Origin of the sequence: Streptomyces sp. NPDC000410 (assembly GCF_040300305.1) — a bacterium.
In the GTDB taxonomy this organism is placed as follows: Bacteria; Actinomycetota; Actinomycetes; order Streptomycetales; family Streptomycetaceae; genus Streptomyces.
Map to the genome: position 1 here is coordinate 18473 of NZ_JBEPDM010000050.1, position 23173 is coordinate 41645.

17 protein-coding genes are annotated in these 23173 nt (G+C 69.3%); 14 read left to right on the top strand and 3 right to left on the bottom strand.

What is annotated here, in order from left to right; all coding sequences use genetic code 11:
* Nucleotides 1-12: 12 nt before the first annotated feature.
* Complete coding sequence (locus ABT342_RS31745; protein WP_351581488.1) at nucleotides 13-2256, bottom strand: UvrD-helicase domain-containing protein; 2244 nt, start codon at nucleotides 2254-2256, stop codon at nucleotides 13-15.
* 99 nt (nucleotides 2257-2355) lie between these two features.
* On the opposite strand from ABT342_RS31745, the gene ABT342_RS31750 reads away from it, so the two are divergent.
* The 12 genes from ABT342_RS31750 to ABT342_RS31805 all read left to right on the top strand — a co-directional run bounded on the left by ABT342_RS31750 (nucleotide 2356) and on the right by ABT342_RS31805 (nucleotide 18615).
* Entirely contained in the window at nucleotides 2356-4938 is a 2583-nt protein-coding gene (locus tag ABT342_RS31750; protein WP_351581490.1) for a GmrSD restriction endonuclease domain-containing protein, read from the top strand.
* Nucleotides 4939-5128: 190 nt separating this feature from the next.
* Nucleotides 5129-6115, top strand: coding sequence for an alpha/beta hydrolase (locus ABT342_RS31755; protein WP_351581492.1), 987 nt, complete (start codon nucleotides 5129-5131; stop codon nucleotides 6113-6115).
* Nucleotides 6108-7274 carry an acyltransferase family protein gene (locus tag ABT342_RS31760; RefSeq protein WP_351581494.1) on the top strand — a complete coding sequence of 389 codons (1167 nt, stop codon included), beginning with the start codon at nucleotides 6108-6110 and terminating at the stop codon, nucleotides 7272-7274. Before ABT342_RS31755 ends, ABT342_RS31760 begins: the two co-directional genes overlap by 8 nt.
* 10 nt (nucleotides 7275-7284) lie before the next feature.
* Complete coding sequence (locus ABT342_RS31765) at nucleotides 7285-8556, top strand: sensor histidine kinase (RefSeq protein WP_351581496.1); 1272 nt, start codon at nucleotides 7285-7287, stop codon at nucleotides 8554-8556.
* The gene (locus tag ABT342_RS31770) at nucleotides 8553-9224 is read left to right on the top strand and encodes a response regulator (protein WP_351581498.1); all 672 of its coding nucleotides are present in this window, start codon (nucleotides 8553-8555) and stop codon (nucleotides 9222-9224) included. The genes ABT342_RS31765 and ABT342_RS31770 overlap by 4 nt, the downstream gene beginning before the upstream one ends.
* A gap of 112 nt (nucleotides 9225-9336) precedes the next feature.
* Nucleotides 9337-9783 (top strand): cold-shock protein, encoded by a 447-nt coding sequence (locus tag ABT342_RS31775; RefSeq protein ID WP_351581500.1) that lies wholly within the window; start codon nucleotides 9337-9339, stop codon nucleotides 9781-9783.
* A 358-nt stretch (nucleotides 9784-10141) separates the two neighbouring features.
* A complete protein-coding gene (locus ABT342_RS31780) occupies nucleotides 10142-11725 on the top strand; it encodes an MBL fold metallo-hydrolase (RefSeq protein WP_351581503.1) in 1584 nt (527 codons plus the stop codon).
* Nucleotides 11726-11861: 136 nt separating this feature from the next.
* The gene (locus tag ABT342_RS31785) at nucleotides 11862-12884 is read left to right on the top strand and encodes a VOC family protein (RefSeq protein ID WP_351581505.1); all 1023 of its coding nucleotides are present in this window, start codon (nucleotides 11862-11864) and stop codon (nucleotides 12882-12884) included.
* Between the two features lie 32 nt (nucleotides 12885-12916).
* Nucleotides 12917-15334, top strand: a complete 2418-nt coding sequence (locus ABT342_RS31790) for an aminotransferase class I/II-fold pyridoxal phosphate-dependent enzyme (protein WP_351581507.1) — start codon at nucleotides 12917-12919, stop codon at nucleotides 15332-15334.
* Nucleotides 15335-15618: 284 nt separating this feature from the next.
* Nucleotides 15619-16638, top strand: coding sequence for a transcriptional regulator (locus ABT342_RS31795; RefSeq protein WP_351581510.1), 1020 nt, complete (start codon nucleotides 15619-15621; stop codon nucleotides 16636-16638).
* 74 nt (nucleotides 16639-16712) lie between these two features.
* On the top strand, nucleotides 16713-17129 hold the full coding sequence (locus ABT342_RS31800) for a cold-shock protein (protein WP_351581512.1): 417 nt from the start codon (nucleotides 16713-16715) through the stop codon (nucleotides 17127-17129).
* Nucleotides 17130-17781: 652 nt separating this feature from the next.
* Nucleotides 17782-18615, top strand: a complete 834-nt coding sequence (locus tag ABT342_RS31805; protein WP_502965649.1) for a transcriptional regulator — start codon at nucleotides 17782-17784, stop codon at nucleotides 18613-18615.
* Nucleotides 18616-18686: 71 nt separating this feature from the next.
* On the opposite strand, the gene ABT342_RS31810 is transcribed toward ABT342_RS31805, so the two are convergent.
* Entirely contained in the window at nucleotides 18687-19601 is a 915-nt protein-coding gene (locus tag ABT342_RS31810) for an alpha/beta fold hydrolase (RefSeq protein ID WP_351581514.1), read from the bottom strand.
* Between the two features lie 170 nt (nucleotides 19602-19771).
* Between ABT342_RS31810 and ABT342_RS31815 the strand changes: the two genes are divergently transcribed.
* Entirely contained in the window at nucleotides 19772-20503 is a 732-nt protein-coding gene (locus ABT342_RS31815; protein ID WP_351581516.1) for a sensor histidine kinase, read from the top strand.
* Nucleotides 20500-21210 (top strand): response regulator, encoded by a 711-nt coding sequence (locus ABT342_RS31820; protein ID WP_351581518.1) that lies wholly within the window; start codon nucleotides 20500-20502, stop codon nucleotides 21208-21210. Before ABT342_RS31815 ends, ABT342_RS31820 begins: the two co-directional genes overlap by 4 nt.
* Here the strand turns inward: ABT342_RS31820 and ABT342_RS31825 are convergent.
* The gene (locus ABT342_RS31825) at nucleotides 21201-23114 is read right to left on the bottom strand and encodes an ABC transporter ATP-binding protein (protein ID WP_351581520.1); all 1914 of its coding nucleotides are present in this window, start codon (nucleotides 23112-23114) and stop codon (nucleotides 21201-21203) included. The two genes, ABT342_RS31820 and ABT342_RS31825, sit on opposite strands and share 10 nt — an antisense overlap.
* Nucleotides 23115-23173 lie beyond the last annotated feature (59 nt).

Sequence of the window (23173 nt, forward strand, 5' to 3'; positions counted from 1 at the left end):
CGGCGCCCCACATCACGCCAGGAACGAGCTCGCCTTCCCGTGCCACGACACCCGCAACGCCTCCCGCGCCCGCGTGCAGGCCACGAAGAGCAGACTCAACTCGCCCAGCAGGTCCTCCCGGTGCTGTTGCGCGTCCACCTCCCTGGGCGTCACCGCGCCCGGCATCGGCAGCACACCCTCGCTCACGCCGGAGACGGCCATGTACCGGAACTCCAGCCCCTTCATGCGGTGCATGGTCCCGATCCGGACGCCGTCCGCGTCGCGGTCGCCGTCGCCGCGCCCGGCCCGTGTGCCGAGCACGACCGCCGGTACCCCCGCCCCCTCCATGGCCCGCGCGATGTCCTTGCCGAGCTGGAGGTAGCGCACGGCCACCCCGATCTCGTTCGGCTCGACGCCGTCGTCCACCCACTGAGCGACCTGCGCGGTGAGCGCCGAGATCTCCTCGGACCTGCCCGTCGCGCCGTGGGTCACCGGCCGGGGGCCGCGGAACACGGAACGGTAGCCGGTCAGGGAATCGTTGCCGCCGTCCATGTCGTCCACCTCCTCGTCCCTCAGCAGAGCGGTGGACCAGGCCAGGATCTCGCGCGTGGTTCGGTAGTTGATCCGCAGGCGATGGGACCGCCCCGTCACCGCGATGCCGAGTCCGCGCAGCGACACCCTGTTGCCGTAGATGCGCTGATGCGTGTCTCCGGCGAGGAAGAGGTCGTCCGGCCCGGGGGCCACCAGTGCCCGCAGCACGCGCCACTGTGCCGGGTGCAGATCCTGGGCCTCGTCGACCACCACGTGACGGAACGGCCGCTCCGTACGCGGCTCCAGCAGCCGGGCGGCTTCCGCGCACACCTGGAGGAAGGTCAACTCGTCGGCCTTGCGCAGCTCCTGGGTGAAGGCCTCCACCGCCCGCCACACCTGCGCGCGCTTGAGCGGGCCGACGGCGGTGCCCCGGCCGCTGCGCGACGCCTTCAGGTACGCCTCGGGCGAGCGGAGGTCCTGCGCGAGGACGACCTGCCGCCACTCCTGGTCGAGGAAGGTTCCGGTGAAGTCCAGACCGAGTCGCTCCGCGATCCGGGACCAGCGCGCGGTGATCTCCTTCTGGTCGGTGAGGATGTTCAGCGGACCGCCGCGGTCGTCCCGTACGACCTGATGGGCCAGCGCGTCCACGTTGACCACGCGGATCCTCGCCCGGAGCCGTTCCTCGGGGATGAGCAGTTCAAGGCTCCGCCGCAGGTCGGAGGCGAGGTCCCGGGTGAACGTGGTCAGCAGGACCGACTCGTCGGGAGCGTCCGCGGGCAGCCGCCGCGCCAGGTGCAGGGCGCGGTGCAGCGCGACCACGGTCTTGCCGGTGCCGGGGCCGCCGGTCACCCGCGCGGGGCCCTTGTAGGAGGACTGGTACGCCACCCGCCGCTGACTCGGGTGGAGGAACACCCGCCAGGCGTCGAAGGGCCGGGACAGGACGTCCATCAGTTCGTCCGGGCCGGAGAGCAGGGCGATCCTTCCCTGCGACCGGGCCATGGCGGCCGTCAGCTGATCCTCCGTGTCCATCTCCCCAGCGTCCACGGGGCCGGTCCCGGCGGCCGGTCCGGTCAGCCCGGCCCGTCCGGTCCCGGAGGTCCGTTCGGCCCGTTCCGCCGAGTCGGCCCGTCCGACCTGCACCGCCTGCACTGCCTGCGCCGTCTGCGAAGCGATCGACTCGCGCCAGACCTCCTCCGGTTCCAGCCCGGCCGCGAGGCCCGCGAGCACGTCGTACTGCTGCTCGGGGAGGATCTTGTGCAGCGCGTCGAGATGGGTCTCGTCGCTGAGGTGCCTGACCAGCGGCAGCAGGTCGCGGTCGATACCGAGCCGGATCAGGTCCTTGTCGCCGACATGGGAGAACAGCCCCGCGGTTTCCGGCGCGGTCCGCGGGACCGACGCGGTGGCACGTTCGAGAGCGACGTCGTCGCGCAACTCGATGCCCTGGGTCGCGGAGTTCACCGTCGCCCGGTGCTTCAGCGCCCAGGTGATGGCGTCGTCGTGCGCCATCACCTTGAGCAGCAGGAAGCTGTCCCCGGCGTCGGGTGCGAGGACGACCCCTCGCATGAACTTGCTGATACGGATGGTACGGATACGGGAGTCGCGGGGGTTCTCCAGCTTCTCGAGGTGGAGCCCGGCGTGCCGGTGCGCACGGAACTTGTCGAACACCTCGTGGACCCGCTTCTGGACGGGCTTCTCCAGCTTGGCGAATTCCATCAGGAAGTCCTTGTGGATTCCCAGCGTCGCCATCCGTGCCCCCGTGTCGCGCCGTCCTCGTTTCCTCCGATCACCGTACCGGCATGGGGAACAATGCGTGACGGGCGCCGTACAACTTGGGAAGGGACGCGCGTGCAGGCTCGGGAGATCACGTTCAGCAAGCTGGTGCAGCAGGGGGAGATGCAGCTCCAAGTCCCGCTCTACCAGCGGACCTACAGCTGGCAGCGGGACGAGCTGCGGCAACTGTGGGACGACGTGCAGGAGCTGGTCGACGACCAGCTCGCGGGCCGCCCGCCGGCCGCGCACTTCCTGGGCTCGGTGGTCCTCGCGCCCGAGCGCGTCGCCGCCGGCGGGATGGCCCGCTGGCTCGTCGTCGACGGCCAGCAGCGGCTCACCACGCTGATGCTCGCGTTCACCGCCCTGCGGGACCACCACCGGGCGCGTGGCGCCGACAAGAAGGCGGCCCGCATCCACGACCTCGTCCTCGTCAACGGCTACCAGGACGGGCACGACCACTACCGCCTGCTGCCGACCCAGGCCGACCGGGAGGCGTTCATCGCCTGCGTGGACTCCCTCCCGAAGGCGGGCGGAGCCGGAAACGTCGGTGCCGCCTACCGCTTCTTCGTCGCCGCCCTCAGCGAGGGCGAGGAGAGCGGCGGTGAGCCGTGGGTGGAGGCGGTGGAGTCCGTCCTGCGCGACTTCCTCTCCATCGTCGCCATCACCGCGGCCGAGGGCGACAACGTCTACCGGATCTTCGAGTCCATCAACAACACGGGCGTCGGCCTGAGCCAGAGCGACCTGCTGCGCAATTACCTCTTCATGTGCCTGCCCACGCGGGGCGAATCCGTCTACCGCAACCTGTGGCTGCCCATGCAGGAATTGCTGGGCCCGGCCAATCTGGAACTGCTGGTCTGGCTCGATCTGGTCGTCGGCGGCAACAGCCGGGCCAAGCAGAGCGAGATCTACCGCGACCAGAAGAAGCGGCTGGAACCGCTGAGCACGGACGAGGCGGCACTCGAGGCGGAGATCAGCCGGCTCTCGCTGCGCGCGGACCGCCTCATGCGCATCCTCGAACCGGAGCGGGAGAGCCACCCCGAGCTGCGCGACGTGCTGGAGCGCCTGGCGCGATGGGGCGGTCAGACGCACTATCCGCTGGCGCTGCACGCCCTCGACCTGGTGGACGGCGGGCAGGCCGAGCCCGCCGAGGCCGCGCAGGCCCTGGCGTACGCCGAGAGCTACATGGTGCGACGGCTGTTCGCCGGATACTCCACCACCGGCAACAACCGCGTCTTCATGGAACTCCCCAAGGACCTGGGCCAGGACGGTTCGCTCGCCGAAGAGGTACGCCGCCATCTGTCGCGGAGCAAGACGGGCGCCCGCGTCTGGCCCGGCGACGAGGCCGTACGCGATGCCATCCGCACCCGCCCCTTCTACAAGGCGGGTCGCAGCAACCAGCGGTTCCAGGTGCTGCGCCGACTGGAGGAGAGCTACAGCGCGAGCGAGCCCGTCGACTACGCCAAGGCACAGCTGACCGTCGAGCACGTACTGCCGCAGCAGCCCGCCCAGCAGTGGTACGACCTGCTGGCCGAGGAGGCCGGCGACGACGGGAGCCCCGACGAACTGCACACCATGCTGGTCCACACCCTGGGCAACCTGACCCTCTCCGGCGACAACGCACGCCTGTCGAACCACCCCTTCCGCCGCAAGCAGGAGATCCTCGACTCCAGCGCCCTGCGGATGAACCAGCGCATCGCCGCCGAGGAGCGCTGGGGCAGGGCGGAGATCCTCGCCCGCGCCGACGAACTGGCCGAGCGGGCCGTCCGGCTGTGGCCGGGGCCCATCGACGGCATCGTCCACGCCGACGACGAATGGGCCGGGTGGAAGGAGCTGCGGGCGGCCCTCCTCGCCATGCCGGCCGGCACCTGGACGACGTACGGCGACCTCGCGGCGCTCATCGGCACGCACGCGGTGGCGGTCGGCAACCACGTGGCGACCCGGACGGGCCTGCACTGCGCCTACCGGGTCCTGACCGCCGACGGACGGATCTCGGACGGATTCCGCTGGACCGACGACCGCCACTCCGGCGACCCCAGGGCCCTCCTCGAAGCCGAGGGAGTGCCCTTCGACGAGGCGGGCAGGGCCCGCCGCACCCACCGGCTGACCACGGCGGACCTCGCCGCGCTGATGGGCAAGGAGGTCGCCGAGGACAGCGCGCCCATGGCGTCCTCGCCGACCGGCGACGACACCGCGGCCGGCCGCTTCGAGACCCTGCTCCGCGACAACCAGACGGCCGAGACCGTCCAAGGAGTGCTGTCCGCCCTGGAGTTCTGGGAACTGCAGGGCGGCTACCGGGCCTACGGCCGGGCGAACGAGACCAGCTGCTTCCCCTCGCTGGACGCGGGCAGCGCGCTCGCCTCGCGCACGCTCTGGCCGATCGCCATCTACCCGGTGATCGGCACGGCCGAAGTCGTCTTCCAGCACCTCAAGCGGCGGCCGCCGTTCGACGACGAGCCGCTGCGGCGCGAGCTGATGGCACGGCTGAACCGTATCGAGGGGATCGACCTGGCCGAGGCGAAGCTGGATCTGCGCCCCTCCTTCTCCCTGGAGGTCTTCGCCGGACACAGCGAGGAGATCTGCGCCGTCCTGGAGTGGTTCATCCACGTGACCGCCCTGGCCGAGGCCCGTCGACCGATCGGGGACGAACCGGCTTTCTGACACGGGTTCAACCGGCTTTCGGACACGGGTGGTTGGTGTCGGCAGGGCGCCCACCCCACCCCCTACCCGTAGTACTTCAGGGCTACAAGGAGGGTTCACTCCCCGGCGGGACGCAGGCCACAAGGCGTGATCCGTAGCTTCGGTGCCGTAAGCACGACAGAGATCCGGCACGGAAGGAACACCGTCTGCCATGGCGCCCCGTCCCCGCAGAGGCCGCTTACGCCGCGCCCTGCTCACCGCCCTGGTCGCCGCCTCGGTGGCCGTGCCGGTATCGGGCGCGGCGAGCCCCGCGCACGTCCCGGCGCCCGCACCGACCGTCTCCGGACCACCGAGTGCCGCCACCCCGGCCGCGCTCGCCGAGCGGTACGCCGCGTCACGTCGCGACATGGGGGCGGCCGGGCGGATGGCCGCCGCCCACGGCGATCACACGCGGGCGGACGCGCTGCGCGTCATGGCGGATCCGGCACGCCAGTTCCTGTCCTTCGACGGCCGCGAGGGAGGCCGGACCGTCGAGGTCGTCGGCGACCTCGCCCGCGCCGAGCGGATCGCCGTGGTGGTGCCGGGCGCGGGAGTGCTCGTCGACAACTACTGGCGCCTACTGGGCGGCGCGACCGCGCTGCAGAAGGAGCTGGGCGACCGGTCCGCCGTCGTCGCCTGGCTCGGATACGAAACGCCGTCCACGGTCAGCCTGGCGGCGGTGACCTCGGGGCGGGCCGACGATGCCGCTCACGAACTCCACCAATTCATGGCGGAGTTGGAGGAGCTCAAGCCCGCCGCCCGGACCTCCCTCGTCTGCCACTCCTACGGCAGCGTCGTCTGCGCCCGCGCCGCGTCCGGGCTGGAGCTCGCCGATGTCGTCCTGTACGGCAGCCCCGGCACCGGCTACGACAACGCGGCCGCGCTGAAGACCCGGGCCACCGTCTGGACGGGCCGGAGCGGTGACGACTGGATCGCCAACGTGCCGCACCTGCGGGTCCCGTTGCTCGTCACCGCGATCGGGTTCGGGACCGATCCGGTCTCCGAGGAGTTCGGCGCCAAGCGGTTCCCGACGGGCGACGGCGGGCACAGCGACTATCTGAAGCCCGGCTCCGTACCGCTGAAGAACATCGCCCGGATCGTCTCCGGAAAGCACCCTGGGGACCCGTCCGAAAACACTTCGGGAGGCCGTCATGCGTGACTTCGTCCGGCGCGTCGAATCCTCGACTCCTCCCGACCGCGACCGTGCTCTCGACGCCCTGCGGGTCCTCGCCATCGTGGGCGTGGTGCTCGGCCACTGGCTCGTGACCGCCCTGATCGAGGACAGCGGCACCCTGCGCGGCGCCAGTCCGCTCACGTTCATGCCCTACCTCGCCCCCATCTCCTGGGTGTTCCAGACGCTCGCGGTGTTCTTCCTCGTGGGCGGGGTGGTGGGCGCGAAGGGGTACGCCACCGCCCGCGCCCGCGGCACGACGTACCGGCAGTGGGTCGGCGCCCGCATGAGCAGGCTGTTCCGGCCGGTCGCCGTCGTGCTGGCGGTGTGGGCCGTGGCCGCGGTCGCGATGCTCGCGGCCGGAGTGGACGAGAAGACGGTGCGCGCACTGTTCAAGCTGGTGTGGTCGCCGCTCTGGTTCCTGCTGGTCTTCGCGGCGCTGACGGCGATCACCCCGCTGGTGGCGAAGCTCCATCCGCTCTGGCCGATCGCCGTCGTGCTGCACATCGACGTGATCCGGTTCGGGCTGGACGGGCCGGCCTGGCTCTCCTCGGTCAACGTGGTGGCCGGCTGGCTGGTCCCGTACTGCCTCGGCGCGGCCTGGTCCCGGGGCGGTCTGCGCAGCCGCGCGACGCGCTGGTCGCTGCTGGTCGGCGGGGCCGCCACCACCGCCGGGCTGATCCTGTGGGCCGGCTACCCCGCCTCCATGGTCGGCGTGCCCGGGGCGGAGATCTCCAACCTCGACCCGCCCAACCTGGCGGCGGTCGCGTTCGGCACCGCCCAATGCGGCGCGGCCCTGCTGCTGCTCGGCCCGCTGCGGCGGGTGCTGGAGCGGCCCGCGGCCTGGGCGGCGGTGACGGTGGTGAACCTCTCCGCGATGACCATCTTTCTCTGGCACCAGACCGCGATGATGGCGGTGACCGCGATCGGCGTGCCGGCGAGCGAGGCCCTGCCGGGACTGCACACGATGCCGGACAGCGGCGGCTGGGTGCTCGCGAGGCTCGCCTGGCTGCCCGCGTTCGCGGTGGCGCTGTTGATCTGCTGGGCCGCGTTCCGTACGTACGAGCAAGGGCGGAAGGGCAGGCGCGGAAGCCGCGTCGTGCGCGAGCAGCGGCCTGAGCAAGCGGCCGAGGTGCGGCGTGTCTAGGGTTGACGACGTGAAGACGGGGGAGAACGGACGGCTGACCGCGGCACTGCGCTCGACGCCGCGCGGACTGTGGGCGGGACTGTGGACGGTGGCACGCGACCCGCTGCCGCGCGACGGCCGGCTGCGCTGGCTGCCGCACGCCCATGTGGTGCTGCTCGCGGTGTTGATCTGCGGCTTCAACGGCAACGCCTACGAGTCCTACTCGGAGTTGCCGCACAGGACGACGCTCGTCGTGCTCCAGTCGGCGGCCCTCGTCCTGGCCTTGTTCCGCCCGGTTCCCGCCTGGTGGCTGTCGACGATCGTGCTGTTCCTGACCGGGGAGTTGGGGGACCCCACAGTCGGCCCCGACATGCCCTGGCCCTGGAGCATCTGGGGCATCGCGCTCCACACTCTCGTGCTGTTCTTCCTCTCGCTGCGGGTCCACCCCGTGGCCGCGGTCGAAGCGCTGGGCATCACTGTCCTGTCGGGCGTGGTCAACACGCTCCTTGCCTCCCACGAGCACAACCAGGTGGTGGAGGGGGGCTCCGTGGTCTTCGTGATGGCGGTGGTGGTCGGTGCCTCGCTGCGCGTCAGCCGGGTCGCTCGGACGCGGCTGGTCGAGCAGGAGGTGCTGACCGCCGAGGAACGGTCCCGGCGCACGCTCCTGGAGGAGCGCAACCGGATCGCCCGTGAGCTCCATGACGTGGTCGCCCACCACATGTCGGTCATCTCCATCCAGGCACAGGCCGCCCCGCACCTGGTCGAGAACCCTTCGGAAGAGCTGAAGGAGAACCTCGTCGGCATCCGCGAGAACGCTGTCGAGGCCCTCACCGAACTGCGGCGTGTGCTCGGTGTCCTGCGTTCCGAGGACGCCCTGGCGGAAGGGGAACGGCATACCCCGCAGCCCGGCCTCGACCGGCTGGACGACCTGCTCGGCAATGTCCGTGCCGCCGGGCTCACTGTCACCACCCGGACCACCGGTCAGCCGCGTCCGTTGCCGCCGGGCGTCGAACTGTCGGCGTTCCGCATCGTGCAGGAGGCGCTCAGCAACGCGATGCGCCACGCGCCAGGAGCGACGGTACGACTGGAGATCGGCTACCGCCCGTCCGGGGTTACGGTCCGGGTCACCAACACCGCGCCGGACCGGCCCGCCCCGCCGTTCTCGGGCGCCGGGCACGGTCTGCTCGGCATGCGCGAGCGCACAGCGATGCTGGGGGGCGAACTCGCCACGGGAGCCACCCCCGACGGAGGATACGAAGTGACCGCGATCCTGCCCGGCGAACCTGTTGAGGAAACCACATGACGACCATCCGTGTCCTGATCGCCGACGACCAGAGGATGGTCCGTCAGGGCTTCACGGTGCTGCTCAACGCCGAGCCCGGCATCGAGGTCGTCGACCAGGCCGTGGACGGTCTCGACGCCGTCGCCAAGGTCGCCGAACTCGCCCCGGACGTCGTCCTGATGGACATTCGGATGCCCGAACTCGGCGGCATCGAAGCGACGCGGCGGGTCGTAGGGGCCGAGGGATCCACCGTCAAGGTGCTCGTCCTCACCACCTTCGACCTCGACGAGTACGTGTACGAGGCCCTGCTCGCGGGCGCGTCCGGGTTTCTGCTGAAGGACGCATCGGCCGCCGAACTCGCCCAGGCGGTCAGAGTGGTGGCCGCCGGCGACGCCCTGCTCGCCCCGAACATCACCAAGCGCCTGATCGCTGAGTTCTCCCGTATGACGGGCACCCGCCGCGCCCCGGCCAAGGGCCGCGTCGGCGACCTGACGGAACGCGAAACCGAGGTGCTGTCCCTCATCGCGCAGGGCCTGGCGAACGCGGAGATCGCCGAGCGTCTGGTGGTGGCGGAACAGACGGTGAAGACCCATGTGAGCCGGATCCTGGTCAAACTGAACCTGCGCGACCGGACGCAGGCCGCGATCCACGCGTACGAGACGGGCCTGGTGCGTCCGGCCGGTTACTGACGCCCTGGCCTATCGAATCAGCGGCGAGTCCCTAGTAAATTGACGGGCCGGGCCGCTCGGCGAAGCAGCGGGCTCCGAGTGCAGTAGCGGTGTGTGTTGGAGGCTGGCGGTCGTGCTGAAAACAGGGAAGATTCTGCGGTTCGACGAGGTTCGTGGTTACGGATTCATCCTCCCCGACGAAGGGGGTGAAGACGTTTTCATGCACGCGAATGACCTGCTCGACGAGAAGTACCTCTATAAAGAGGGAAGCAAGGTGGAGTTCTTCGCGGAGGCAGGCGAAAAGGGGCCGAAGGCGTCCGGGATCCGCCTCGTTTATCAGCCCTCCCCGCACAGGCTCGCCTCCCCGTCCTCCGCGGCCGCGGCGAACGGAGCGGCAGCCGACCGGTCTGACGGGGAGCGGACCGAGTCCGCGCAGGACCAGCTGTCCGCCGCCCGGTTCAGCCGCGAACTCACCGAGTCCCTGCTCGCGGAGGCTGCAACGCTGACAGCAACTCAGATCAAGCAGGTCCGGGCCTGTGTCCTCGACATCGCTCGATCCCGGGGATGGGTCACGGACTGACCAGCAAGGCGACGGCTGGAGTCGCCCGGGCGCGGCGTCATGGTCGGCCGGCGCCGGCATCGTCGCCGACCGCGGTGGTCAGCGCTCGTCGCCGTGCTGGTGATCGGCACAGTACAGCACCGGCATGATCCTGTGACGCATAAGGGAATCGGCCGTCATTCAGCGCGCTGTTCAACTGCCGTGCTCGCGCAGTTGAACAGCCGTCGGCTGAGCACAGTATTGATCGGCCGTGTGCCCCCGGGGCATTCTGCTGGGGCAGAGCACCCGTTGGCACCTTGATCTTCAGGCCTCTGTTTCTCTGCGGCTGCCATTTTTCTCGTAGTTTCTCTTTTGTTTTCTCCTGGAGGGAGGGGCGCGGATGACTGACGAGCAGTTGTTTCTGCGGTCGAAGGTCATAGTTGAGCCTCTGGTGGACAGGTTCTTCGCTTGGCCGCACACGGTGGCGCCGGTTCAGGCGGCGATGAACCTGGCATTCCTCCAGGTGCCGTTGCTGGAGTCGTATCTGCAGTCTCCGCAGGTGCATATCGCGGCCAGCAACAATCCGGAGCTGCGCGGCGGCTACTTCATCAATATCGCGGAGGAGCGCGCCGACGAGGTACGCGACCTGCTGGCCGCGATCAAGCGGGACCGGGCGGACATGCTGCGGTTCGCCGAGGCGATCGCCGCCGGCCAGGAGCTGCTGCGCGCGAACGCGACCGGTTTCGACCTGACGCCGCTGTATCCGAAGCTGCCGTCGGAGCTGGGCGGCCTGGTGGAGCTGGCGTACGACACGGACAACCAGGCGCAGATGCGCTTCATGGAGCCGGTCGTCTACCGCAGCAACGTCTACCAGGAGGCGCGCCAGTCGGTGCAGCTGTCCTTCGAGACCGGCATCGAGCGTCCGTTCATCCTGAGCACCCCGCGCCTGCCCTCGCCGGACGTGCTGGAGCTGGGGATCCCGTTCCGCCACGCCGGGCTGGACGAGCTGTTCAACGCCCGCGTGCGGCCCACCACACTGTCCCACCTGCGCGATGCGCTCGACCTCGACGACGCGCAGGCGGCCCAGCTGTCGGGCATGCTGAGTGAGCGCCCCAGTCTGGCCGAGGACCGGCACATCGCGGCCGGCGGCCGGATCCGGTACTTCGGGCACGCCTGTCTGGTCCTGCAGACCCCCGACGCCGCCATCGTGACCGACCCGTTCATCAGCGCGGACAGCACCGCGGGCGACCGGTACACCCTGGACGACCTGCCGGACTACATCGACCTGGTGCTGATCACCCACGGCCACCAGGACCACATCGTGCTGGAGACGCTGCTCCCGCTGCGCGGGCGCATCGGGACGGTCGTCGTGCCGCGCTCCTCGCGCGGCAACCTGTCCGACCCGTCCATGGGGCTGATGCTCAAGAGCCTGGGCTTCTCGGTGACCGAGGTCGACGACTTCGACGAGGTCGAGTTCCCGGGCGGCAAGATCACCGCCACCCCGTTCCTCGGCGAGCACTGCGACCTGGACATCCGCGCCAAGTCGACCTACTGGGCGGAGCTGGCGGGCAAGAAGGTCTTCATCGGAGCCGACTCCTCGGGCATCGACCCGTCTCTCTACCGCTACATCAAGGGGCACCTGGGCACCGCCGACCTGGCCTTCCTGGGCATGGAGTGCGACGGCGCGCCGCTGACCTGGCTCTACCAGGCCCTGCTGACCGTTCCGGTCACGAAGAAGATGAGCAACTCGCGCAAGCTCTCCGGCTCCAACGCCGAGCAGGCCGCCGCGATCATGACCGAGCTGGGCGCCACCGAGGCGTACATCTACGCCATGGGCGAGGAGCCGTGGCTGGGCCACGTCATGGCCACCACGTACACCGAGGACACCTACCAGATCAAGCAGATCGACGAGTTCCTGACCTGGTGCAAGGACCGCGACATCAAGGCCGGGCACCTCTACGGCCAGCAGGAATGGCGCTGGTAGACGCAACAGCACAGGTGCCGGTCGAGGCGGGACACCCGGGCTGCCGCCGTGTTTCGGCGGCCCGGGTGTCCCGCCTCTGGCAATCCCTGACACGCACCGACCGTCCGGTGGCCACCGGTCCTTCAGGAGGTAGCTCATGGCTGTGCAGGACATCGTGTACATCGAGATGTACACCAGGGACAAGGTGTCCACGGTCGATCACTTCGTCTCGGCCATGGGCTTCACGCGGGTCGCGGACTCCGTCGAGTTCGACCGGAGTTCCGCGCTGCTCAGGCAGGGTGAGGTGCAACTGGTCGTCACGTCGGGCCGGGGCGTCTGGAAGTTCCTGGACCAGCACGGGGACGGGATCGCCGATATCGCGGTGGCCTGTGACGACGTGACGGCGACCCTGGACGCCGCGGTGGCGGCCGGTGCCGGGCGGGCGGGCTCCGCGTACGGCACTCCTGTTGTCCCGGGGTTCGGCGATGTCTCCCACAGCCTCCTCCCACGGATCGAGAACCCCGCGAACAGTCTGCCCCCGGGCCGTAGATGGGTGGCCGCACCGGAGGCTCCGGCCCGCCCGACGGGGCGGATCCAGCGGCTGGACCACGTCGCGATCCGCCTCGAAGGCGGCAGCCTCGGGGATCACGCCGACTTCTACCGGGATGCCTTCGGATTCTCCCGCCACGCCTCCGAACACGTGGCCGTCGGCGACCGGGCGATGGACTTGATCGTCGTCCGCAGCGCGTCCGAGCGCGTCACCTTCACCCTGGCCGCGCCGGATCCGGCGAAGGAGCCGGGCCGGTTCGACGCGTTCCTGGAGCGGAACGCCGGTGAGGGGGTGCAGCACCTCGCCTTCCTGGTCGAGGACATCGTTCCCGCCGTGCGCGAATTCCGGGACCGTGGAGTGGAGTTCCTGAGCATTCCGGACACCTGCCACGACACGCTCACCGACCGGTTCCCCGAGCTGCGCGCGCGGATCGCGGGGCTGCGGGACGCACGGGTGCCGGCCGACAGCGACGAGGGGGGCCACGTGCTGCAGTCGTTCAGCCGATCTCCCTACGAGCGCAACACCCTCTTCTACGCGCTCATCCAGCGCCAGGGCGCGCGGGGATTCGGCAGCGCCGGCATCCGGGCCCTGTACGAAGCGGTGGAGCGCGAAGGGCTGGCCGCACGATGAGGGGCCCTGGCGCCGGTACCGCCGCGGCGGACATGCTGACTCTGGCCGACTACGCCGCCACGGCGCGCGAGGGCATGGACCCGGGAGTCTGGGACTCCATCGAAGGGGGCGCGGGACAGGAACGGACCCTCGCGGCCAACCTGGAGGCGTTCGACCGTGCACGGCTGCGGCCGCGCGTGCTCACCGGAGTCGACCGGCCCGACACCGGGACCCGGATCCTCGGACGGACCTGGCCGGTCCCGGTCGCCATCGCTCCGATGGCGTATCACACGCTGGTTCACCCGGAGGGTGAGGTCGCCACGGCCCGGGGAGCGGCGCCGGCCGGTGTCCCGTTCATCGTGAGCACCTTCGCGAGCCGGACCTTCGAGGAGATCGCCGCGGCCGCCGCCGGCCCGCTCTGGTTCCAGGTGAACTGCTTCCGCGAACGCGCCACGACGCGACGCCTCATCGAGCGTGCCGAACGAGCCGGCTTCGAGGCGCTCGTTCTCACGGTGGACGCCCCGCACCCGGGTAGGCGCCTGCGTGATGTGCGCAACGGCTTCCGGCTGCCGCCGGGGATCGAGCCGGTCAACCTCGCCGGCCCCGGTCTCTCCTCGTCCGGCGACGCGCTGATCGAATTCGAGACGTCCCTCGACTGGTCGGTGATCGAGTGGCTGCGCTCCGTCAGCTCACTCCCCGTGCTGGTCAAGGGCGTGCTCACCGCCTGCGACGCACAGCGGGCGATCGCCGCGGGCGTCGACGGCATCGTGGTGTCGAACCACGGCGGCCGGCAGCTGGACGGCGTCCCGGCCACGCTCGAGGTGCTGCCCGAGATCGCGGCGGCGGTCGCGGGGGCCTGCCCCGTGCTCCTCGACGGTGGGATCCGCCGCGGCGCGGACGTGCTGGCCTCCCTGGCGCTGGGCGCCTCCGCGGTGCTCCTCGGGCGCCCGGTGCTGCACGGCCTGGCAGCGGGCAAGGAAGAGGGAGTGGCACACGTCCTGGGCATCGTCAGCGACGAACTGACGGAGGCGATGGTGCTCACCGGCACCGCTTCGGTCGCGGACGCGGGCCCTGAACTCGTACAGGCGGCCACCGGGCCCAGCCGTCCGACCGGGGCGGAGCCCGCGCGGGCGGTCCCCGGGCAGCCGTCAGGCTACGGCTCCGGCCTGCCGCACGGCTCCGGGCTGCGCAAGGAGGATCTGCACGGCAGCGTCAGCGACCCGGTGCTGGACACGATGAACTTCCTCAACGAGATCACTCACCGCTACCCCGAGGCGATCTCCTTCGCGCCCGGCCGTCCGTACGACGGCTTCTTCGAGACCGAGCAGATCTTCGAGTACCTGCGTCGCTACCTGAACCATCTGGAAGCGGGCGGGGCCTCACCCGCCCGGGTCCGCGACGCGCTCTTCCAGTACGGCCCGACCAGCGGCCAGATCCGCGAGCTGATCGCCGACTGGCTGCGCCAGGACGAGGACATCGACGTCTCCCCGGAGTCCATCGTCGTCACCGTCGGCTGTCAGGAGGCGATGTTCCTCGCCGTACGGGCGCTCATCTCGTCGCCCGAGGACGTACTGCTGGTCTCCAGCCCCTGCTATGTGGGGATCACCGGCGCGGCCCGGCTGCTCGATGCCGAGGTGACCGCGGTGGAGGAGGGCGAGGGCGGCTTCAGCTGCGCCGAACTGGAGACGGCGATCCTCGCCGAACGGGCGCGCGGACGCCGGCCCCGTGCCCTCTATGTGATCCCGGACCACGCGAACCCCTCGGGCACCACCATGTCCCTGGAAACCCGCCAGGAGCTCCTCGAACTGGCGGCCCGGTTGGACATCCTGCTGCTGGAGGACAGCCCCTACCGACTGGTCAGCCCGGGAAAGCAGCTGCCGACCCTCAAGTCCCTCGACCGCGAGCGCCGGGTCGTCCACCTGGGCTCGCTCTCCAAGACGCTCTTCCCCGGCGCCCGGGTCGGCTTCGCCGTCGCGGACCAGACCGTCACCGACAGCGCGGGCGGTACCGGACTGCTGGCGGACGAACTCACCAAGATCAAGAGCATGGTCACGGTGAACACCTCCCCGGTCGCCCAGGCGGTCGTGGCGGGCATGCTCCTCGCCGCCGACGGGCGCGCCTCGGAGCTCAACACCAGGACGGCCGCGTACTACGGGGACGCGATGCGGGTCACGCTCCAGCAGCTCGAGGAGTGTTTCCCGGAGGGCGAGCGGGCAGCGCTCGGCGTGCGCTGGAACGAGCCCAGCGGGGGCTTCTTCCTGGCCGTCAGCGTTCCCTTCCGTGCGGACAACGCGGCGCTGGTGCGCTCGGCGGAGGAGTTCGGGGTCATCTGGACGCCCATGTCCTACTTCTACCCCCAGGGCGGCGGAGAGCACGGCATCCGACTGTCCGTCAGCTATCTGACGCATGCGGAGATCGTGGACGGAATCGGTCGGCTGGCCCGCTTCATCAAGGCGCAAGCGCACGCCTGAGACACCTCACTGTTCAACCGACGCCGCGCCGCAGTTGAACGGGCGAGGAGGGTCTGTGGTGCCCGAGGGGCGAATCAGTGAGGCTGTTGTGATGTCTCGACACTACTGCGGCGAACGGCGACCATGAGTACGTGTGTTCGGTGGGGCTCCCGGGGTTCATGAGGAGCAAGGGGTTCGGCTCGGGAGTTCTCGTGACATCCAGATTCTGATCTTGTATCTGATGGGGGAGATGAGCTTTGCATCGTCACAGTGCCGACGGACTCAGACCGGTGCGAGGCGGTACGGTGGTCGATCTGATCAGACCAGCTGTGCCGGTCGGCATGCGTGAACCTGAGGTTGTGGCCGTACCGATCGCATCGCTCCTGCCCGGCGAGTCGCCGCGCCTGGCGGGGCAGGATGTGGATCACGTCGCCCTGCTGGCGGAGCTCGACGGGCCGCTTCCTCCCATTCTCGTGGACCGGCGCAGCATGCGTGTGATCGACGGGATGCATCGTCTGATGGCGGCCTTTGTCAAAGGCCAGGAGACGATCGACGTCGAATTGTTCGACGGCACCGCCGAAGAGGCTTTCCTGCGTGCGGTGGAAGCCAATGTGACGCACGGCCTTCCACTGTCGCAGGAGGACCGACGGGCCGCGGCCACGCGGATCATCGCCTCACATCCGCAGATGTCGGACCGGGCGATCGCGCGCGCTTCGGGGCTGGGGGCCAAGGCCGTGGCGGCCCTCAGGCGGAGTTCGACCGACGCGGCGTCGGGGCAGCCGGAAGCACGCGTCGGCAGGGACGGCAAGGTCCGTCCCCTGAGCGGAGCGGAGGGGCGGAGGAGGGCAGCCGAGCTGTTCGCCGAGTATCCGGAGGCTTCGGTACGCGAGGTGGCGCGGCGCGCGGGCATCTCGCCCGCGACGGCGAGTGACGTCCGCAAGCGGCTCATGGCCGGAGAACCGCCGGTGACGGAGCGCGGGCCGCACGCGAGCGGTTCCGACGGTGACCACGGAAGTTCCGCCGCGCCGGTGCGCCTGGCCACGCAGCGAGCCGCGCGACAGGCGCGCATGGCGCAGCCGGACCCCGTCGCCGTGATCGAGAAGTTGCTGCGAGACCCCTCCCTGCGCCACAAGGAGGAGGGGCGGCATCTGCTTCGCGTGTTGCAGCAGAACGCGATCGGGAACGAGGGGTGGTCCAGACTGGCCGCCGCCGTGCCGTCGCACTGTGGGGACCTGGTCGTCGCCCTCGCGAGACAGTACGCGGAGACGTGGATGGAGTTCGCGCAGCAACTGGAGAGTAACTGGGTGACCGCATCGGGAGCATGAGCACCCGGGCCGGGCGGCTAATATCCGGGACCATGGTGTTCGGGCAAGGGGCCCGATGTTGCGTGAGGGTTGGCATGGTTGCTGGTCGCGTGGTGCGGTTCGACAGCGTGCGGGGTTATGGATTCATCGCCCCCGAGCACGGCGGCGAGGACGTATTTCTGCACGTGAACGATCTCCTGATTCCCGAGGCCTACGTGCGCTCCGGGACGGCGGTCGAATTCGAGGTCGAGGAAGGCGGTCGCGGGCCGAAGGCGTCCGCCGTACGACTCGCCCCGGGAGCTTCGGGCGCGCCGGCGATCCCCTCGGCCGCCGTGGCCGGAATCGCGGACGGCGAGGAGCCGATGTGCGATGTGCTCACCCTGGAGGAGTACATCGGGGAGGTGACCGAGCTTCTGCTGAAGGCGGCGCCGACATTGAATGGAAGTCAAATTCTGCAGATCCGCAGTGAGTTGCTGCGCTTCGGGAAGAGCCACGGCTGGACCGACGGCTGACCGGGCGGGGACAGGGAAACGGGAACCGGACGCCTCGACGGCGTCCGGTTTTCGCTGTCTTGGGGTCGAGCGTGCCGTCCGTCCGCTCGTGTCTGGGCATGTGCCGGGGCTACTTGCCACCATTTGCGGCCGGTTGCCGTGCTCTTCGGGGGAGCGCGGGGTTGGCCGGTTCCGTCCTGTACACCGAAGCGGACGATTTCCTTGAGTGCCCGTCAGCTATGGCTGGTCGCAAGATCCAGAATGGCATGACGCCAACCTGAGCAAGGTTGCGGACGCGGCGGCTCGACAGCGCTGCGGCGAAAGGTGACCATGGTCACGGATCCCCACAGACCCAGCAGTGGAGCCACGGTTCAACAAAAAGTGTAAATCCGCGAGAACCAGATCTGAGCGTCTTCCTTTCCAGTAGGGGGTAATAGAAATGGATCAGCCAGATACTGCCGCACCTGATTCTCTGCGTGGCGGGAAGACCGCCAGTCTGATACACGGGTCCATGTCTCTTGAAAGCGGCCGCGGGCAGGAGTTCGCGTCCGTGGCGATATCGGCACTGCGACCCGGTGAGTCTCCGCGTACAGAGGGGCACAGTAGAGAGCACATAGCCAGATTGGCGGGAATTGATGCGCCGCTTCCGCCGATTCTCGTGAACCGGCGAAACATGCAGGTGATCGACGGCACACATCGATTGCTGGCGGCCCTGCTAAGAGGCGATGAGACGATACGTGTCACCTTCTTCGACGGTACCGCCGAAGAGGCCTTTCTCTGTTCCGTCCAAGCGAATGTGGAGCATGGGCTTCCGCTGTCGCTGGCCGATCGTCAGGCCGCCGCCACCCGGATCGTCGCGTCGCATCCGCACATGTCCGACCGCGCGATCGCGCGGGCTTCCGGTTTGGGGGCCAAGGCCGTGGCGGCCATCCGGCGGCGTTCAACCGACGCCGGGCAGCGGTTGAACACGCGCATGGGCAGGGACGGCAAAGTCCGCCCGCTGAACGGTGCGGAAGGCCGGCGCCGGGCCGCCGAGGTGATGGCCCAGAACCCGAATGCGTCTTTACGAGAGGTGGCACGGCTCGCGGGGATCTCGCCGGCGACGGCGAGTGACGTCCGCAAGCGGCTTCAGTCCGGGGAGCCGCCCGCGCCGGTGGAATCCGGTGCGTCCGACGGCGGTGGTGACGCCGCGGCGGCGGACCGGTCCTCGAGACCGAGACGGGAGCGGCTGGCGCGGCTGATCGAGCCGGATCCGGGCTATGTGCTCGAGAAGTTGCTCCGGGATCCGTCGCTTCGGCACCGGGAGGAGGGGCGGCAACTCCTGCGTCTGCTGCAGCACAACGCGATCGCCAGACACGAGTGGTCGGAGCTGACCGCCGCGGTGCCGCCGCACTGCGGGACCCTGGTCGTGGATCTCGCGCGGCAGTACGCCGAGACGTGGATGGGGTTCGCACGGGAACTGGACGAGCGGGTGCAGTCCATGACCGGATCCGCGGTCAGCGGATAGCAGGCCGCGCTTGAGGATTTTGCGCGGGGTCACCCGAGGAGTGAACGGTTGGCTCGGGTGACCCCGTTGTTTCAGTACTTGGCGAGGAATTCGATAACCGCAGAATTGACTTCATCCGGGCGTTCGAGGTGCCCGAGGTGCCCGCAGTCGGGTATCTCCACGAAGTCGCAGTCCGGGATCGCTTCGGCCACCTCGGCGGCCAAGTGCGGCGGGGTGATGAGGTCGTCGGTGAAGGCGACGACACGACACGGCGCGCTGATGCCCCGCAGGGCCTCGCGGCGGTCCTCACAGGTATCGACCCAGGACTGACCGTTGCTCTTCTCACTGCTGCCGCCGGACAGTTCGAAGATCTCCAGCCAGGTGGCAGCGGCTGAATCGTCGTTGAGGGTCTTCGGTGACAGCATTTCGAGCACCGACTTGATGGCCGCATAGCTGGCGGGCAACTGGATACCGCTCTCCAACAGCGCGTGGTCCGCCGCCCACTGTGCCTTCCGGACGGCGTCCGCCCTTGACCTGGTGGCGATCAGGACCGCACACCGGACGAGGTGCGGGGCGGTGATCGCCAGCTCCTGGGCGATCATCGCGCCCATGGAGGCCCCGACGATGCGGCACGGGCCGAGGTCGAGCGCCTCGATCAGTCCCTTGGTGTCGGCGACCATGTCCGCGAGTGAGTACTTCCCGGGAGGCGCGTCCGAGCCTGCTACGCCCCGGTTGTCGAACGTGATCGTCTCGTATCCGGCATTGTTCAGCGCGGGTGTCTGATGCATGGTCCAGACATGTCCGCCGGCCGACGAGCCCATGATGAGGAGGACCGGTTCCCCCTGGCCCGAGCGTTCGTAAGCCAGCCGGATACCGTTGCTTTTCACATAAGGCATAATGCGCCCGAGTTTCTCGTCGTCGTGAATTGGGGCGTTTTCGGATTTCAAAATACGCGCAGTGAAGGCCGCGCCGCAATTAATCTCGGCCCGCTCGTTGAACTGAGCCACCGCGCCCGTCTGACCTGCGAATTTATGCGGAACGCGGGACGGTCTGAGAGGGTGGAGCCGTGTGGGTATCCGAAACAGGGTGGCTCGTCGGCGCTTTGACGGCGGCATGTGCTGTCATCTGCTGGCTGGGCGTGGCGCTCATGCGGGCCCGGCGCATGTACCGCAAGGCCGTGGAGGACCGGCGCCGGCTCCTCGAACGAGAACGCGAAAGCGCCGCCCGGACCGCGGTCGACGCCGAACGGGACCGTATCGCACAGGAATTGCACGACATCGTCAGTCATAACGTGAGCTTGATGGTGGTCCAGGCCGGGGCGGCCCGAGAGGTGCTCGCCACGATGCCGGACGAGGCCGCGGCGGCGCTGCGGGCCGTCGAGACAGCCGGGCGCGATGCGATGACCGAACTGCGGCACCTTCTCGGACTGCTGGCACCGTCGCAGAGCGGCGACGACGACAGCGAGGCGGAGCTGGCGCCGCAGCCGAGTCTGAGCAGGCTCAGTGCCCTGATCGACCGAATCGCCTTTGCCGGTCTGCCTGTTGAGCTACGCATCCACGGAGAGCCACGCCCGCTCCCCGCCGGGATCGACACGACCGCGTATCGGATCGTGCAGGAGGCGCTGACCAATGCGCTCAAGTACGGCGATGGCGAGAAGGCCGAGGTGACGGTGCGCTACGCGGACCAATCCCTGCGGGTGGAAGTGCTGAACGGCGGGCCGAGCATACTGACCGACTCCGGCGGCGGATCCGCACGGGAAGCACCGGCCGCGGCGTGGCAGGACGGAGCGGGGCGCGGCTTGCTGGGGCTCCGGGAGCGAGTCGCCGTCTACGGCGGTGACCTGGACGCGAGGCGCCGCCTCGGCGGCGGATACCGGGTCCGCGCCCGTATCCCTCTGGACCGGCCATGAGCGCATCCGAGCCCGGCCCGCGCGTCCTCATCGCCGACGACCAGGCCCTCGTCCGCTCAGGCTTCCGCCTGATCCTGACCACACGCGGCATCGACGTGGTCGGTGAAGCCGCCGACGGAGCCGAAGCGGTCGAGGCCGCGCTGCTGCTGCGGCCGGACGTGGTGCTCATGGACATCCGCATGCCGAACATGGACGGCCTGGAGGCCGCACGCCGTGTCCTGGACCAGGCTCCGCACTGCCGGGTGCTCATGCTGACCACCTTCGACCTCGACCGGTACGTGTATGCGGCCCTGGCCGTCGGGGCGAGCGGCTTCCTCCTGAAGGACGTCACCCCCGAGTACCTCGCCACCGCCGTGCGCCTCGTCAACACCGGTGACGCCCTCCTCGCCCCCTCGATCACGCGGCGGCTCGTCGAGCGCTTCGCCTGCGACGACCGCGGGGCCGGCCGGGCACCCGAGTCCCCGGGCGTCCACCGCGACCTCGAGGCGTTGACCACCCGGGAGCTGGAGGTCCTGACGCTCATGGGGCGGGGGCTCTCCAACACCGAGCTCGCCCGCGAACTGACCCTCAGTGAAGCCACAGTGAAGACCCACGTCGCCCGCATCTTCGCCAAGCTCACCCTGCGCGACCGCGCACAGGCAGTCGTCCTCGCCTACGAGACGGGGCTGGTCACCCCGGGCGGAGCCACCGACGAGAATCAGGCCTGACCCGTGGTGTGGACCGGGGAGTCGATGCCCTCGTCGCTGCCGTTCGCCTGGATGGCGAACTGGGTGCGGTACAGCTCCGCGTAGAGCCCGTTCATGGCCAGCAACTCGTCGTGGGTTCCGCGTTCCCGGATCCGGCCCTCTTCGATGACGAGAATCTGGTCCGCTTCACGGATGGTGGAGAGCCGGTGAGCGATCACGAGCGAGGTCCGGTTGGCCAGCGCGGTCTTCAGCGCCCGCTGAATCGCCGCTTCGGACTCCGAGTCCAGATGCGCGGTCGCCTCGTCGAGGACGACCACCGGCGGAGACTTGAGCAGCAGCCTGGCCAGGGCGATGCGCTGCTTCTCGCCGCCGGAGAGGCGGTAGCCCCGGTCGCCGACCACCGTGTCGAGGCCGTCGGAGAGGGACGAGATCGTGTCCCAGATCCGCGCGGCCAGACACGCCTCGACCAAGTCCTGCTCGGTGGCGTCGGGACGCGCGTACATGAGGTTGGCCCGGATGGTGTCGTGGAACAGATGCGCGTCCTGGGTGACCACGCCGACCGTGTCCCGCAGGGACTTCAGGGTCAGATCCTGGATGTCGTGGCCGCCGATGCGTACGGATCCGGCACCGGGGTCGTACATCCGGGGAACCAGCTGGGTGATCGTGGTCTTGCCGGCACCGGACGGGCCGACGAGCGCCGTCAGCTTGCCGGCCGGAGCGACGAAGCTCAGCTCCTGCAGCACCTGTGCGTTGCTGGTCCGCTCCGGTCTGCGCAACCCGATCGATTCCAGCGATTCGAGCGAGACCTCGTCGGCGGTCGGATAGCGGAACGAGACGCCTGCGAACTCGATCTCGGGGGCCGTGCCCTTGTCGGATCCGCCGGGCGGCAGTGCCTTGGCCCCGGGCCGCTCCGCGATGAGGGGCTTGAGGTCGAGCACCTCGAAGACCCGGTCGAAGCTGACCAGCGCCGTCATGACCTCGACCTGCATGGAGGCCAGCTGGTTGACCGGGCCGTACAGCCGGAACAGCAGGGTGACCATGGCTACGAGGGTGCCGAGTTCGAGCGCGCCGTCGATGGTGAGAGCGCCGCCGAGGCCGTACACGAGCGCGGTGGTCATGGCCGTCAGCAGGGTGATGACGATGAGGAACATCCGTGCGAGGATGCCCTCGGTGATGGTGATGTCGCGTCGACGGCCCGCCTTCTTCGCGAAGTCGTCCGCCTCGTCGTCCGGCCGCCCGTACAGCTTCACGAGCATCGCGCCGGCCACGTTGAACCGCTCGCTCGACATCGTGCTCATCTCGGCGTCGAGGTGCATTCCTTCTCTCGTGATCCGCTGAAGCTTCCTCCCGATCACCCTGCCGGGGAGAAAGAGGAGCGGCATCAGCAGCAGAGACGCGACGGTTATCTGCCAGGACAGATAGAGCATCGCACCGACCACCAGGACCAGGGTCAGTGCGGCCGAAACCGCCTGGGTCAGCAACGTCGTGACGGCCTGCCGGGCGCCGTTGATATCGGTACTGAGCCTGCTGACGAGAGAACCGGTCTGCGCACGGGTGAAGAACGCCAGAGGCTGCCGCTGCAGATGACCGAACAGCGCGGTCCGCAGATCGTAGACAAGCCCTTCGCCCACTCGGCCGGAGCTCCATGCCTGGACATAGATCGCCAGCGCATTCACCAGGGCCAGCCCCGCGATGCTCGCGGAGAGCCAGACCACGACTGCGAGTTTCCCGGGCAGGATCCCGTCATCGATGATCATCTTGAGGATCAGGGGATTCGCTGCGGCGATGGCGGCGTCCACGACGGTGGTCAGCGTGAGCAGCAGCAGGGACCAGCGATATCGTAGAGCGTACGGGATGATGCGCCGCGCCGTGCCGGCCTTGATTTTCGGCTGCGCCTTCGATTTGTCGTCGAGACGGGGACGCATGAGACCCAGTCCTGGGCCGCCCATCATTGACACGGAATCTTCCTCGCTGTCGGGTTTCC